Here is a 12,453-nt window from a genome sequence, read left to right on the forward strand (position 1 = left end):
CGATAGGTTGGTGCCCATGGAGCACCCCTTCGGCATCGACTTCGGCGGCACGGGCATCAAGGGAGCCCCCGTCGACCTCGAGCGCGGCGACTTCGTGCACGACCGCGTCCGCATCGACACCCCGCGCCCCGCGACACCCGACGCCGTGGCGGAGGTCTTCCGCGCCATCGTCGGCAGCTTCCCCGCCTCGGGCAGCCCGGTCGGCGTGACCGTCCCGGGCATCGTGCGACACGGGTTCGTCCACTCCGCGGCCAACATCGACAAGTCGTGGGTCGGCGAGGACGCCGACGCGATCTTCACCGAGGCGCTGGGCCGTGAGGTCCACGTCGTCAACGACGCCGACGCCGCCGGGCTGGCGGAGTCCGAGTACGGCGCCGCGCGCGGCCGCCGCGGGCAGGTCCTCGTCATCACGCTCGGCACCGGCATCGGCTCGGCGATGATCTGGGACGGCGAGCTGGTCCCCAACACCGAGCTCGGCCACCTCGAGCTCGACGGCGCCGTCGCCGAGGTCACCACCGCCACGAGCGCGCGCGAGCGCGAGGGCCTGTCGTGGGAGGAGTGGTCACAGCGCCTGACGCGCTACTTCCGCCACGTCGAGCGGCTCTTCAGCCCCGACCTCTTCGTCGTCGGCGGCGGGGTGAGCAAGTCGTGGGAGAAGTTCGGCCACCTCATCGAGATCGAGACCGAGATCATCCCCGCCAGCCTGCAGAACCGCGCCGGCATCGTCGGAGCCGCGCTGGTGGCCCAGCGCAAGGCGGGCTTCTCGGACTGAGCCCGGCTCAGCCCTCCAGGACTTCCTCGAGGGCCGCGGCCGCGCCGCGCAGGTAGCGCTCGACGACCGCTTTCTCCGCCTCGGTGAAGGAGGCGTCGTGACGGTCGAGCGCGCTGAACATCGGCATCAGGTGCCCGACGATCTCGCTGCGGCCCGAGTCGGTGATGTGCAGGTCGGTGCGCCGGCGGTCGACCTCGTGCGGTCGCCGCTCGACGTGCCCGCGCGAGACCAGCCGGTCGACGATGCCCGTGGCGGCAGCCGTGGAGACCTCGAGCCGGCGCGCCACCTCGGCGGGCCCGATCTGCTCGCGGGTCAGGTGCTCGAGGGTGACCAGCTCGCTCTCGCTCAGGCCGGCGCGCCGCGCGACGGTGTGGTTGACCCGGCCCCCGGCGGCGACGAGGTCGCGTAGGGCGAGCAGCGTCGGCGGCTGCTGCCGCTCCTGGCCGCGCGCCACCCACGGCGGGGCCTCGGGTGCGTCCTGCTGGTCGCTCACGCCTGTCCTCACTGCGTCGCTGTCGGTCCGGCGCCGGGGAGGCGTCGTACTTGCCACTCTAAACATTCTACCGCTAACTTGATAAGTAACTTGGTTAGCAACAACCCCGACTAGTGACGTCGGTCGCCCGATCTTCGCCTCTCGAGGAGCATCGTGTCCGCACACCGAACCCCTGCCCTGGCCAGGGCCATCGCCGGCCGGCGGCTCGCCTGGGTCGTCGCCCTGATCCCGCTCCTCATGGCGCTCGCGGTCATCGCGATGGTCCCTGAGGGCGACCGCGAGGGCTCCGCCACCGACACCCTGCCCGTGGGCGCGGACAGCACGCTCGCCGTCGAGCTGGCCGACCAGCTCCCCGAGGACGAGGGCCAGGTCGCCATCGTGCTGTGGACCGCCGACTCCGGCGAGCTCGACCAGGCCGTCCAGGACGAGCTCGCCCAGCAGGGCGTCGCGCTGCTGTCGCAGGCGGGCGGCCAGGGCTCGCCCGAGGGTGAGCAGGGCGGACCCCCGCCGGGTACGTCGGACAGCGGGGGCGCGCCCCGGTCACCGGTCGTCGTGGCCGAGGACGGCACCGCCGCGTTCGTCGCCGTGCCCGTCACCTCGACGTCGGCGACCGACAACATCGACCGCGTGGAGCAGCTCCGCGAGGACCTGCGCGACGACGCCCCCGACGGGGTCACGGTGGAGGTGACCGGTCCGGCCGGCATCCAGGCCGACATCGGCCAGGTCTTCGACGGCGCCGACCTCCGGCTGCTGCTCGCCACCGCCGGCATCGTGGCGATCCTGCTCATCATCACCTACCGCAGCCCCGTGCTGTGGCTGGTGCCCCTGGCCGTGGTCGGCATCGCCGACCGCTTCGCCGCCATCGTCGCCACCAACGTCCTCGAGGTGACGGGGGTCGCCTGGGACGAGTCGACGGTGGGCATCCTGAGCGTGCTCGTCTTCGGTGCCGGCACCGACTACGCGCTGCTGCTCATCTCGCGCTACCGCGACGAGCTCAAGACCACCGACTCGCGCCACGAGGCGATGGCCCACGCCCTCGCCCGCACCACCGAGGCGGTCGTGTCGAGCTCCACGACGGTCGTGCTCGGCCTGCTCACCCTCCTGCTCTCCGCGATCCCGACCACCCGCGGCCTCGGCCTGGCCTGTGCCGTCGGTGTCGTGATCGCCGCGACCTTCGCGCTCGTCGTGCTGCCGGCCGCGCTGGTGCTCTTCGGCCGCTGGGTCTTCTGGCCCAAGGTGCCCCGCGTGGGCGACGCCGTGCTGGTCGACTCCCGCGGGGTGTGGCGCCGCGTCGGCGACGCTGTGGCCGAGCGACCGCGCACCTTCGTCGCCGGCACGGTCGCCGCCCTCGCGCTGCTCGCGATCGGCACGACCTCGATCACGACGGGTCTCGACCCGGCCGACCAGTTCCTGCAGCGCCCCGAGGCCATCTCGGCGGCGGACCGGCTCGGGGAGTCGTTCCCGGCCGGCACCAGCGACCCGGTCCAGGTCCTCACCCGCGACACCCCCGAGCAGGTGCTCGGTGCGGTCGAGGTCGTCGAGGGCGTGGACTCCGCGCAAATCACGACCACCGGCGACGGCATCGCCCGCATCGACGCCGTACCTGATGCGGCGCCCGGCAGCGACGCCGCGCGCGACGTCGTGCTCGACGTGCGCGCCGCCGTGGCCGACTTCGACGACACCCACGTCGGGGGTGGCGACGCCGAGGCGCTGGACGCCAAGGACTACGCCGCCAGCGACCGGCTGCTGATCCTGCCGTTGATCCTGCTGCTGGTGCTGGGCGCGCTGCTCCTGCTGCTGCGCTCGGTCGTGGCGCCGCTGCTGCTCGTGGCGACCGTGCTGGCGACGTACGCCGCCGCGATGGGCGCGTCCTGGTGGCTCTTCCAGGGCGTCTTCGGCTTCGAGGCGATGGACACCGGGGTGCCGCTGCTGGCCTTCCTGTTCCTCGTCGCGCTCGGCGTCGACTACAACATCTTCCTGGTCACCCGGGCGCGGGAGGAGGCGCGCGAGCACGGCACCCGCAACGGCATGCTGCGCGCGCTGACCGCCACCGGCGGCGTCATCACCAGCGCCGGCATCCTGCTCGCCGCGGTGTTCGCCGTCCTCGGCGTGCTGCCGCTCGTGGTGCTGGCGCAGCTCGGCGCGATCATCTTCGTCGGCGTGCTGCTCGACACGCTCGTCGTACGCACGGTGCTGGTGCCGGCGCTCGCGCTCACGCTGGGCGAGAAGTTCTGGTGGCCCCGGAAGGTGACCGGGGACGCGTGATCAGCCCTCGCGACCGCTGATCGCGGCGGCCACCCGCTTGGTCACGTCGGGGTGGAACACGCTCGGGATGATGAAGGCGGCGTGCAGCTCCTCCTCGCTGACCGTGTCGGCGATGGCCTGGGCGGCACGCAACAGCATGTCGATGGTGACCTCGTGGGCGCTGGCGTCGAGCAGGCCGCGGAAGACACCGGGGAAGGCGAGCACGTTGTTGATCTGGTTGGGGTAGTCCGAGCGCCCCGAGGCCACCACGGCGGCGTACTTGTCGGCCTCGGCCGGGTCGATCTCCGGATCGGGGTTGGCGAGCGCGAAGACGACCGGGGACTCGGCCATGGTCGGGATCCACCCGGCCTCGAGGATCCCGGGCGCGGAGACGCCGATGAACACGTCGGCGCCGACCAGCACGTCCTCCAGGGACCCCATCGCGCGACGCGGGTTGGTCGCGGCGGCGAGCTCACGGTGGGCCGCCGACAGGGACTCGTCGCCCGTGGCCAGGGCTCCCTCGCGGTCGACGACCACGACGTCCGTGGCTCCCGCGGCGAGGAGCAGGGTGACGATGGCGGTGCCCGCAGCACCGGCGCCCGAGACCACGATCCGCACGTCGGCGAGCTGCTTCTCCACGCACCGCAGCGCGTTGGTCAGCGCGGCCAGCACCACGATCGCGGTGCCGTGCTGGTCGTCGTGGAAGACCGGGATGTCGAGCGACTCGCGCAGGCGCGCCTCGATCTCGAAGCAGCGCGGCGCGGCGATGTCCTCGAGGTTGATGCCGCCGAAGCCGGGGGCGATCATCTCGACCGCGCGCACGATCTCGTCGGTGTCCTGGGTGGCCAGGCAGATCGGCCAGGCGTCGATGCCGGCGAAGCGCTTGAACAGCGCGGCCTTGCCCTCCATCACCGGCAGCGCGGCGCCGGGGCCGATGTTGCCGAGGCCCAGCACGGCGGAGCCGTCGGTGACCACGGCGACGGAGTTGCCCTTGATGGTGAGCTTGCGGACGTCCTCGGGGTTGTCGTGGATCGCCATCGACACGCGTCCGACGCCGGGGGTGTAGGCCATCGACAGGTCGTCGCGGGTGCGCAGCGGCACCTTGGACGACACCTCGATCTTGCCGCCGAGGTGCAGCAGGAACGTCCGGTCGCTGACCTTGTGGACGGTGACCCCCTGGACCGCGTCCACCGCGGCGACGAGCTCGAGGGAGTGGTCGGCGTCCGCGGCCGAGCAGGTCACGTCGACCACGAGCCGGTCGTGGCGCGACTCGGTGACGTCGATCGCGGTGACCACCCCACCGCCCTTGGCGATCGACGTGGCGACGGTCCCGACGACGTGGTGGTCGGGAGCGGTGTGCAACCGCATGGTGATCGAGTACGACGACGCGGTTGCTGCCATGCGCTGACCTTCCACCTCCGCCGGGGTTACGCACAAGTCACCTGCGGCTACGCTCGCGTTGTGGACACAGTGTTCGCCGACGCCCCCGACCGCAGCCGCTACGAGCTGCGTGCCGGTGACGAGCTGGTCGGCCTCATCGACTACCGCCTCGCCGACGACGTGATCACCCTCGTGCACACGGAGGTCCCCGAGGCCTTCGGAGGCCAGGGGTACGCCGCCCGCCTCACCCGCGGGGCGCTCGACGACGCCCGCTCCCGGGGCCTGCGCGTCGTGCCGACGTGCCCCTACGTGGCGGCGTACGTCGACAAGCACCCGGACTACGCCGACCTCGTGCGCTGAGGGCGCGCGACGTTTCGGCCGCGCGGGACGGGGAAGCCCTATAGTCCCGCGAGGAGCACAGGGGAACGGGGGATCACTTGTCCGAGCTGTCCACAGAGGTCGACGAGGCCGACGCGGTCGTCGCGCGGCGGCTGGGGTTCCTCACCCGCCCCCTGCAGGCCCTCGTCAACGCGCCGCACCTGCTGGTGCTGGCGATCGTGGCGATCTGGGTCGCCTGCTCGCTGACCTACGCCGTGCTGGAGGACAAGGGTCCGATCGAGGGCCTGTGGTGGGGGATCGTGACCGGATCGACCGTCGGCTACGGCGACTTCTACCCCGCCTCCACCACCGGTCGCGCCGTCGGCGCCGTCCTCATCGTGTCGATGCTCGTGCTGGTGCCGATCGCGATCGGCCACGTCATCGCCAACCTCGTCTTCGACAAGGAGTCGCTCGCCGTGGCGACCGTCCTCGAGGACGTCCACGAGCGCATCGACCGCCTCGAGCACCTCACGCTCGCCGCCCTGGAGGTCCAGCACGGACGCGAGTGGCTCGACGAGCGGCTCGCGGAGCACGAGGCGGCCGACGCCGCCCACGTCGACGTCGCCGAGCAGATGCTCGCGATGTTCCGGCCCACGTTCCCGCAGGACCCGTCGCAGCCGGACCCGGGAGGGACCCGATGACCACGCCCGTACGCCGCCGCATGCGCTCGACCGGCATCTCGCTCGGCATCACCGCGCTCATGGCCTCCAGCCTCACCGGATGCTCCTCCAGCGCCGACTACGCCGCCGTGTGCGTCGACCCGGAGACGCAGGAGCGCGTCGACGACGACGAGTGCGACGACGACCGCGACTACAACGGCACCGGGTCTGGCTTCTTCTGGTACTACCTCGGCGCCGGCTCGCGCGTGCCCGCCATCGGCCAGACGACGTCCGGCGGCACCTTCAACGGCAGCACCCTCAACGGCCGCGTCGACCGCGGCGGCCTGCCGACGACGGGCGGCTCCACCGTCAAGTCCAGCACCACCAAGGGTGGCTTCGGCGGCAGCTCGCGCGGCTTCGGCTGACGAGCACCTCCCGACCTCCCCCTTCCACGCCCGCCTCCCAGGAGACCCCGTGACCGACCTGCTCACCGCCCTGCTCCACGCCGTCGCCTACGCCGTCGTCGGCGGGGTGATGCTCGTCGTGGCCTACTACGTCCTCGACCTCGCCACCCCCGGACACCTCGGCACGCACCTGCGTGGCGTCGACGAGAACGGCAACGAGTCGGTCCACGCGCACTCGCGCTCGGCCGGCGTCGTCACCTCGGCGTGGCTGGTCTCCAACGCCGCCGTCCTCTTCACCGCGATCTGGACCAACGGCGAGACGTCACTGGGCTGGGCGCTGGGCTGGACGGTCTCCTTCGGCGCGCTCGGCATCATCCTCAACACGGTGATGTTCTTCGCCGTCGAGGCGATCACGCCGGGCGACCTGCGTCGCATCGTCACCGACCCCGGCCCGGTGCGCCCGCTGGCCTACGTCGCCGCTGCGGTCGCGCTGTCGGTCGGCGCCATCGTCTGCGCCAGCATCGCGTGACGGGCATCGCCTGATGTGGCGCCACCGCTCGAAGGCCCGTGAGGGCTGGCGCGAGAAGGTCGTCGAGCAGGGCCTCGTCTTCCCCGTGACCAAGATGCCCGACGGCTCCGAGCTCCCCTACTGGAACGAGGACGCCTGGTACGAGGTGACCATGGAGGAGGTGGAGGCCCTCGAGACCGCCACCGAGGAGCTGTGGGCGATGTGCCTGCAGGCCGTCTCCCACATGGCCACCACGATGACCGACGAGCGGCTGGGGCTGCCGCCCGGATCGCTCGACGTCGTACGCCGCTCCATCGAGGCCGGCGACCCGGCGCTCTACGCCCGCTTCGACCTCGCCTACGGCGCCGACGGCTCCATCAAGATGCTCGAGATCAACGGTGACACCCCCACCGGCCTCGTGGAGACCGGCATCGTCCAGTGGAACTGGATGGAGGACGTGATGCCGGAGATGGACCAGTGGAACTCCGTCCACGACCGCCTCGTCGACGGCTGGCGCACGCTGCGGCGCTCGGGACGCTTCGACGGCGACCGGATGCACTTCCTCTACGACCTCGGCGAGGAGGACGCCTACGACGGCGGCGAGATGGAGATGACCTGCCACTACCTGATGGACACCGCCGTCCAGGCCGGCTGGCTCGCCCTGGCCCACCCGGTGGCCGAGGTCGGCTGGAACCCCGACGCCCGCGAGTACCGCGACGTCCACGACGAGCCGCTGCGCAACGCCTTCAAGCTCTACGCCTGGGAGGAGATGCTCGCCGAGCCGTTCGGCCGCTTCATCGTCGACCGGGCCGAGGCGCGACCCACGAAGTGGATCGAGCCGGCCTGGAAGGTGCTGCTCAGCACCAAGGCGCTGCTGCCGGTGCTGTGGGAGCTCTTCCCGCGCCACCGCCTGCTGCTGCCGGCGTACTTCGACGAGCCGCGCGAGCTCGAGCGCTGGGTCGCCAAGCCGCTGCACGGGCGCGAGGGTGACAACATCCGCATCCACCTCGACGACATGCTCGAGGACGTGGTGATGCCCGGCGGCTACGGCGCCGAGGGCTGGGTCTACCAGGCCTACACCGAGCTGCCGAGCTTCGAGGGCAACCGGGTCGTGCTGGGCTCGTGGATCGTGGGCGGCGAGGCCGCCGGGATGCTGGTGCGGGAGTCGGACTCCATGGTCACCGACTACTTCTCCCGCGTCGCCCCGCACGTCATATCCGACGGGCTGGCGCCGACCGAGGCCCAGGTCGCGGAGTGGCTGGCCGAGCGGGTCGGCCCCGACGCGCCGACCCTCTAGGGCCTCACAGCGCCTTCTCGATGTCCTTGCTCAGCTTCTCCGGCTCCGTGGTCGGCGCGAAGCGGTCGATGACCTGGCCGTCGCGGCCGACGAGGAACTTGGTGAAGTTCCACTTGATCTTCGAGCCGAGCAGGCCTCCCTTGGAGTCCTTGAGCCAGTCGAAGAGCGGGTGGGCGTCGTCGCCGTTGACGTCGACCTTGGAGAACAGCGGGAAGGTCACGCCGAAGTTCTTCTCGCAGAAGTCCGAGATCTCCTCCTCGCTGCCGGGCTCCTGGTTGCCGAACTGGTCGCACGGGAAGCCGAGCACGACCAGGCCCTGGTCGGCGTAGGTGTCCTGCAGCTGCTGGAGGCCCTTGTACTGACCGGTGAACCCGCACTGGGAGGCGGTGTTGACGACCAGCACGACCTTGCCGTCGTACTGCGAGAGGTCCGTGTCCGTGCCGTCGATGGCAGGCGCCGAGAAGTCGGAGAGAGAAGTCATGCCGCGAGTCTGCCAAACCCTCGCCAACCGGCCGGGCGGCTCGTTCAGGGAGTGGTCCCGGGTGTGCCGTCCGTCTCGTACGGCTCGCCGAAGCGTCCCGCGAAGGCCCACTCCGACAGCGGCCTGCGCGTGCGGTCGCGGTGGTCGCGGGCGGCGGTGCGCTCGTCGACCTCGCGTGCGTCGCCCGGCACGCCGACGGCGATGCCGGTGAGCAGCTGGTGGGAGGACGGTACGCCGAGCGCGTCGGCCAGCGCGTCGTGGTCGAAGCCCGCGAACTGGTGGGCGTGCAACCCCATCGCGCGTGCCTGGAGGGTGAGATGGGCCGCGGCCTGGCCGACGTCGTAGAGCGCGAGGTCGCTGTGCTCCGGCGCATCGGGGCCGTCACCGTCCCGCACGTGCGCGACGGTGAGGAAGACGACGGACGCCCGCGGCACCCAGCCGGCGTTGCCGCGGCTCAGGCTCGCGACCAAGCGGTCGTGCCCGGGGGTGCCGGGCACGCAGACGATGAGCGCCCATGGCTGGGTGTTGCCCTTGCTCGGCGCCCACTGGGCGGCCCGCAGGAGGGTCTCGACCTCGTCCGCGCCCAGCCGGTGCGCGGCGTCGTACACGCTCGGGCTCCAGCGCGAGCGCAGCGGTTCGGCGAGGTGCTCGGCGCCGGGCTGGGGGGCGCGCGGGTCGTCGCTCATGGGGCGAGTATGTCCGGCGCAGACACGCGGACATTGGTCGGCCGGGCACCTGAGGATCAAGCGTGCCGATGACGCTCGGGACGGACCAACGCCTGCGTGTCTGCGGCTCAGTCGAGGGCGTCGAGCTCGCGCAGTGCGGACTCCCACCGCTCGCGCCGCTCCGCGTCGGTCTGCTCCCACCACTTCGGGCCCCGCTCGCCGAGCCCGGTCTTGGCCAGCTGCGTCCGGTGCCGGGTGGCCGCCAGCTCGGCGTCGTCGCGCGCGGTGCGGACGCCGGACCTGCCCCGGCCCAGGTGCGACTTCAGTCGGGCCAGCTCGTCGGCCGGGATCGCCGGGTCCGTACGCCGCCAGCGCCGGCCGTCGACGACGAGCCACTTCTCGTCCTCGGCCGGGGAGTCATCGGGTTCGGCCACCTCTCGAGCATGCCCGACGACGACGAAGGCCCCGGACCGGGGTCCGGGGCCTTCGAGGTGCTCTGGTGCGCGAGGGGGGATTTGAACCCCCACGCCCTTTCGGACACTGCGACCTGAACGCAGCGCGTCTGCCGTTCCGCCACTCGCGCGTGAAGCAGAGGGAAGGCTACCCCAAGGCTGAGGCACGCTCCCAATCGGCCGGGCGGCCGGGCGACGTGCTCGGCACGGTCACCCCTCCGGCGGGGCGGCACCCGTGCACGGCGGCGACCGGCCGGTACGCTCGGCGGCACCGATCGGGCGGTGCGTGAAGCCTGCCCAGCACAACGACGTGACGCCAGCGCGAGGAGAGGAGGTCCGAGGTGAATGCGCTCCAGAGGTTCGAGCAGCGGCTCGAGTCGGTCATCTCCGGCGTCTTCGCCCGCGCCTTCCGCAGCGCCGTGCAGCCGGTCGAGATCGCCGCGGCGCTCCAGCGCGAGTGCGACAACAACGCACAGGTGCTCAGCCGCCAGCGCCGGCTGGTGCCCAACGACTTCCACGTCGAGCTCTCGGCGTCCGACCTCGAGCGGATCGTCGGCCTCGGCCGCGCCCTCGAGCAGGACCTCGTCGACCAGCTCCAGGACCACGCCGACGCGCAGGGCTACGTCTTCACCGGCCCCGTCAGCATCGCGTTCGAGTCCGCCGACGACCTGACGACCGGCCGCTTCCGGATCCGCAGCAAGGCGCAGGCGAGCGTCACCGACAACGACCAGCGCACCCGTACGCGTTCCTCCCACGCCACGCTCGAGGTCAACGGCACCCGCCACCCGCTGCGACCGCCCGGGCTGGTCATCGGTCGCGGCACCGAGGCCGACCTGCGGATCAACGACCCCGGCGTGAGCCGGCGCCACCTCGAGCTCGAGGTGAGCATCGACGGCGTCGAGGCGGTCGACCTGGGCTCGACCAACGGCATCCTGGTCGACGGGACGAAGGTCGCGCGGGCGCGCCTGCGCGACGGCTCCACGATCAAGATCGGGCACACCGAGATGACCGTCCGCATCGACGGCGGACGCGACGAGGCCGGGGGCTGGAATGTCTGAGCTGACCCTCTTCCTGGTCCGCGTGGCCTTCCTGGCCATCCTGTGGATCTTCGTGCTGTCGGCGATCTCGGTGATCCGCTCCGACATGTTCGGCGCCCGGGTGCCCGAGACGGCCCGCGGCGGCGGCCCGGCCCCGACGGGTCGCAAGGGCAACGGCAAGCCGAAGAAGCCGCGGCGCGGTGCCCCCACACACCTGCTGGTCGTCGAGGGCGACAACCCCGGCACCCGCGCCGAGCTCGCCGACGCCCCGCTGCTGATCGGACGCGGCAGCGACGCCGCGATCAAGCTCGATGACGACTACGTCTCCACCCGCCACGCCCGCGTCGCGGCCAGCGGCGACGAGTGGTTCGTGGAGGACCTCGGCTCCACCAACGGCACCTACGTCGGTCCGGTGCGCATCACCCAGCCCACCACCATCGGCGTCGGCGTGCAGGTGCGGGTCGGCAAGACGATCCTGGAGCTGCGCAAGTGATGTACCTCCACTACTCCGCGATCTCCGACGTCGGGCGCGTACGCCGTGAGAACCAGGACAGCGGCTACGCCGGCCCGTGGCTGTTGACGGTCTGCGACGGCGTCGGCGGCGCGGTGCGCGGCGACCTCGCCTCGAGCACTGCCGTGCAGGCGCTGCGCAAGCTCGACCAGGAGCCTGACGACGACATCCTCGGCCAGGTCGCCGGTGCGGTGCACCGCGCGGACGACCGGATCGGCGAGCTCGTCGAGGAGGACCCCGACCTCAACGGCACCTCCACCACCGCGACCGTCGCGCTCTTCGACGGCACCCGCTTCGGCATCGGCCACATCGGCGACAGCCGTGCCTACCTCTACCGCGGCGGCGAGCTGCGCCAGCTCACCCACGACCACACCTTCGTGCAGTCCCTCATCGACGAGGGCCGCATCACCGAGGAGCAGTCGCGGACCCACCCGCACCGCAACCTCATCCTCAAGGCGCTCGACGGCATCCGCCACGAGGAGCCCGACCTGTTCGAGGTCCCCGCCGAGCCCGGCGACCGCGTCTTCGTGTGCAGTGACGGCGCGTGCGGCACGCTGAGCCCCGAGCGGATGGCCGACATCCTCTCCACCGGCACCCCCGACTTCGCCGCGGTCGAGCTCGTCCGTGCGAGCCTGGAGGCCGGCAGCACCGACAACGTCACCTGCATCGTCGCCGACGTCTCCGAGGAGCCGCCGCCCGACGACCTGGCCCCCTTGCTCGTGGGTGCGGCGGCCGACCTGCCCCGCCGGATGCCGCTCGGCGGCGCCGTCGGCGGGCTGTTCCGCGGCCACCGCTCCGGCGACACCGGCGAGATCGCTCCCATCCCGGCCGACGTGCCCGAGGGCGCGTTCCCCGCCGACCCGATCGACCCCGAGGCCGTCCGCTACGCCCCGCGCGACCCGGGCCGCTACGGCTGGTTGCGCCGCCTGCTGGTCGCCGCGGTCCTGCTCGGCATCACGTGGGTCGTCCTCGCGGCCGGCTGGTCGTGGAGCCAGCAGCAGTTCTACGTCGCCGAGCAGGACGGCAGGGTCGCGATCTTCCGCGGCATCGACGCCGACCTGCCCGGACTCTCGCTCTCCCACCCCTACGAGCTCACCGACGTCGAGCTCACCCGCCTCAGCGACATCGACGCCGAGACGGTGCGCGAGGGCATCGAGGCCGACGACCTGGAGGAGGCGCGGATGACCGTCGACAACTATGCCGCGCGCCAGGACGTCGACTCAGAGTGACGA

At 72.0% G+C, this 12,453-nt stretch carries 15 protein-coding genes and 1 tRNA gene; 10 read left to right on the forward strand and 6 right to left on the reverse strand.

Annotation, left to right across the window (positions count from 1 at the left end; genetic code table 11):
- The first annotated feature begins 16 nt into the window (after nt 1-16).
- Entirely contained in the window at nt 17-772 is a 756-nt protein-coding gene (gene ppgK / locus K4G59_RS07305) for a polyphosphate--glucose phosphotransferase (protein ID WP_231250308.1), read from the forward strand.
- A gap of 7 nt (nt 773-779) precedes the next feature.
- Here the strand turns inward: ppgK and K4G59_RS07310 are convergent, their stop codons facing one another.
- Complete coding sequence (locus K4G59_RS07310) at nt 780-1,265, reverse strand: MarR family winged helix-turn-helix transcriptional regulator (protein WP_231250309.1); 486 nt, start codon at nt 1,263-1,265, stop codon at nt 780-782.
- A gap of 153 nt (nt 1,266-1,418) precedes the next feature.
- On the opposite strand from K4G59_RS07310, the gene K4G59_RS07315 reads away from it, so the two are divergent.
- Nucleotides 1,419-3,530: an MMPL family transporter gene (locus tag K4G59_RS07315; protein ID WP_231250310.1), complete on the forward strand. Its 2,112-nt coding sequence runs from the start codon at nt 1,419-1,421 to the stop codon at nt 3,528-3,530.
- Here the strand turns inward: K4G59_RS07315 and K4G59_RS07320 are convergent, their stop codons facing one another.
- Nucleotides 3,531-4,910, reverse strand: a complete 1,380-nt coding sequence (locus K4G59_RS07320; RefSeq protein ID WP_231250311.1) for an NAD-dependent malic enzyme — start codon at nt 4,908-4,910, stop codon at nt 3,531-3,533.
- A 60-nt stretch (nt 4,911-4,970) separates the two neighbouring features.
- On the opposite strand from K4G59_RS07320, the gene K4G59_RS07325 reads away from it, so the two are divergent.
- The 5 genes from K4G59_RS07325 (at nt 4,971) to K4G59_RS07345 (ending at nt 8,075) form a co-directional block, all read left to right on the forward strand.
- A complete protein-coding gene (locus K4G59_RS07325) occupies nt 4,971-5,249 on the forward strand; it encodes a GNAT family N-acetyltransferase (RefSeq protein WP_231250312.1) in 279 nt (92 codons plus the stop codon).
- Between the two features lie 77 nt (nt 5,250-5,326).
- Nucleotides 5,327-5,908, forward strand: a complete 582-nt coding sequence (locus tag K4G59_RS07330) for a potassium channel family protein (RefSeq protein ID WP_231250313.1) — start codon at nt 5,327-5,329, stop codon at nt 5,906-5,908.
- Nucleotides 5,905-6,291, forward strand: a complete 387-nt coding sequence (locus K4G59_RS07335; protein ID WP_231250314.1) for a hypothetical protein — start codon at nt 5,905-5,907, stop codon at nt 6,289-6,291. Before K4G59_RS07330 ends, K4G59_RS07335 begins: the two co-directional genes overlap by 4 nt.
- 49 nt (nt 6,292-6,340) lie before the next feature.
- Complete coding sequence (locus K4G59_RS07340; RefSeq protein WP_231250315.1) at nt 6,341-6,799, forward strand: DUF350 domain-containing protein; 459 nt, start codon at nt 6,341-6,343, stop codon at nt 6,797-6,799.
- A gap of 13 nt (nt 6,800-6,812) precedes the next feature.
- Entirely contained in the window at nt 6,813-8,075 is a 1,263-nt protein-coding gene (locus tag K4G59_RS07345; RefSeq protein ID WP_231250316.1) for a glutathionylspermidine synthase family protein, read from the forward strand.
- A gap of 4 nt (nt 8,076-8,079) precedes the next feature.
- Here the strand turns inward: K4G59_RS07345 and K4G59_RS07350 are convergent, their stop codons facing one another.
- The 4 genes from K4G59_RS07350 to K4G59_RS07365 all read right to left on the reverse strand — a co-directional run bounded on the left by K4G59_RS07350 (nt 8,080) and on the right by K4G59_RS07365 (nt 9,804).
- Nucleotides 8,080-8,556 (reverse strand): glutathione peroxidase, encoded by a 477-nt coding sequence (locus K4G59_RS07350; RefSeq protein WP_231250317.1) that lies wholly within the window; start codon nt 8,554-8,556, stop codon nt 8,080-8,082.
- A gap of 44 nt (nt 8,557-8,600) precedes the next feature.
- Nucleotides 8,601-9,242 (reverse strand): nitroreductase family protein, encoded by a 642-nt coding sequence (locus K4G59_RS07355; protein ID WP_231250318.1) that lies wholly within the window; start codon nt 9,240-9,242, stop codon nt 8,601-8,603.
- Between the two features lie 107 nt (nt 9,243-9,349).
- The gene (locus K4G59_RS07360; RefSeq protein ID WP_231250319.1) at nt 9,350-9,655 is read right to left on the reverse strand and encodes a hypothetical protein; all 306 of its coding nucleotides are present in this window, start codon (nt 9,653-9,655) and stop codon (nt 9,350-9,352) included.
- 63 nt (nt 9,656-9,718) lie between these two features.
- A tRNA-Leu gene (locus K4G59_RS07365) sits at nt 9,719-9,804 on the reverse strand.
- A gap of 210 nt (nt 9,805-10,014) precedes the next feature.
- Between K4G59_RS07365 and K4G59_RS07370 the strand changes: the two genes are divergently transcribed.
- The 3 genes from K4G59_RS07370 to K4G59_RS07380 are packed head-to-tail and all read left to right on the forward strand — an operon-like array spanning nt 10,015 to nt 12,450.
- Complete coding sequence (locus K4G59_RS07370; RefSeq protein WP_224277758.1) at nt 10,015-10,731, forward strand: FHA domain-containing protein; 717 nt, start codon at nt 10,015-10,017, stop codon at nt 10,729-10,731.
- Nucleotides 10,724-11,203, forward strand: a complete 480-nt coding sequence (locus K4G59_RS07375; RefSeq protein WP_231250320.1) for an FHA domain-containing protein FhaB/FipA — start codon at nt 10,724-10,726, stop codon at nt 11,201-11,203. Before K4G59_RS07370 ends, K4G59_RS07375 begins: the two co-directional genes overlap by 8 nt.
- On the forward strand, nt 11,203-12,450 hold the full coding sequence (locus tag K4G59_RS07380; RefSeq protein ID WP_231250321.1) for a PP2C family protein-serine/threonine phosphatase: 1,248 nt from the start codon (nt 11,203-11,205) through the stop codon (nt 12,448-12,450). The genes K4G59_RS07375 and K4G59_RS07380 overlap by 1 nt, the downstream gene beginning before the upstream one ends.
- The last annotated feature ends 3 nt before the right edge of the window (nt 12,451-12,453 follow it).

This window comes from Nocardioides furvisabuli (assembly GCF_021083185.1).
GTDB lineage: Bacteria > Actinomycetota > Actinomycetes > Propionibacteriales > Nocardioidaceae > Nocardioides > Nocardioides furvisabuli.

What these genes read in the sequence shown, in the direction of transcription:
- ppgK (WP_231250308.1), top strand. Translation starts at nt 17, where the DNA reads ATGGAGCACCCCTTCGGCATCGACTTCGGCGGCACGGGCATCAAGGGA.
- K4G59_RS07320 (WP_231250311.1), bottom strand. Translation starts at nt 4,910, where the DNA reads ATGGCAGCAACCGCGTCGTCGTACTCGATCACCATGCGGTTGCACACC.
- K4G59_RS07335 (WP_231250314.1), top strand. Translation starts at nt 5,905, where the DNA reads ATGACCACGCCCGTACGCCGCCGCATGCGCTCGACCGGCATCTCGCTC.
- K4G59_RS07345 (WP_231250316.1), top strand. Translation starts at nt 6,813, where the DNA reads ATGTGGCGCCACCGCTCGAAGGCCCGTGAGGGCTGGCGCGAGAAGGTC.
- K4G59_RS07350 (WP_231250317.1), bottom strand. Translation starts at nt 8,556, where the DNA reads ATGACTTCTCTCTCCGACTTCTCGGCGCCTGCCATCGACGGCACGGAC.
- K4G59_RS07355 (WP_231250318.1), bottom strand. Translation starts at nt 9,242, where the DNA reads ATGAGCGACGACCCGCGCGCCCCCCAGCCCGGCGCCGAGCACCTCGCC.
- K4G59_RS07375 (WP_231250320.1), top strand. Translation starts at nt 10,724, where the DNA reads ATGTCTGAGCTGACCCTCTTCCTGGTCCGCGTGGCCTTCCTGGCCATC.
- K4G59_RS07380 (WP_231250321.1), top strand. Translation starts at nt 11,203, where the DNA reads ATGTACCTCCACTACTCCGCGATCTCCGACGTCGGGCGCGTACGCCGT.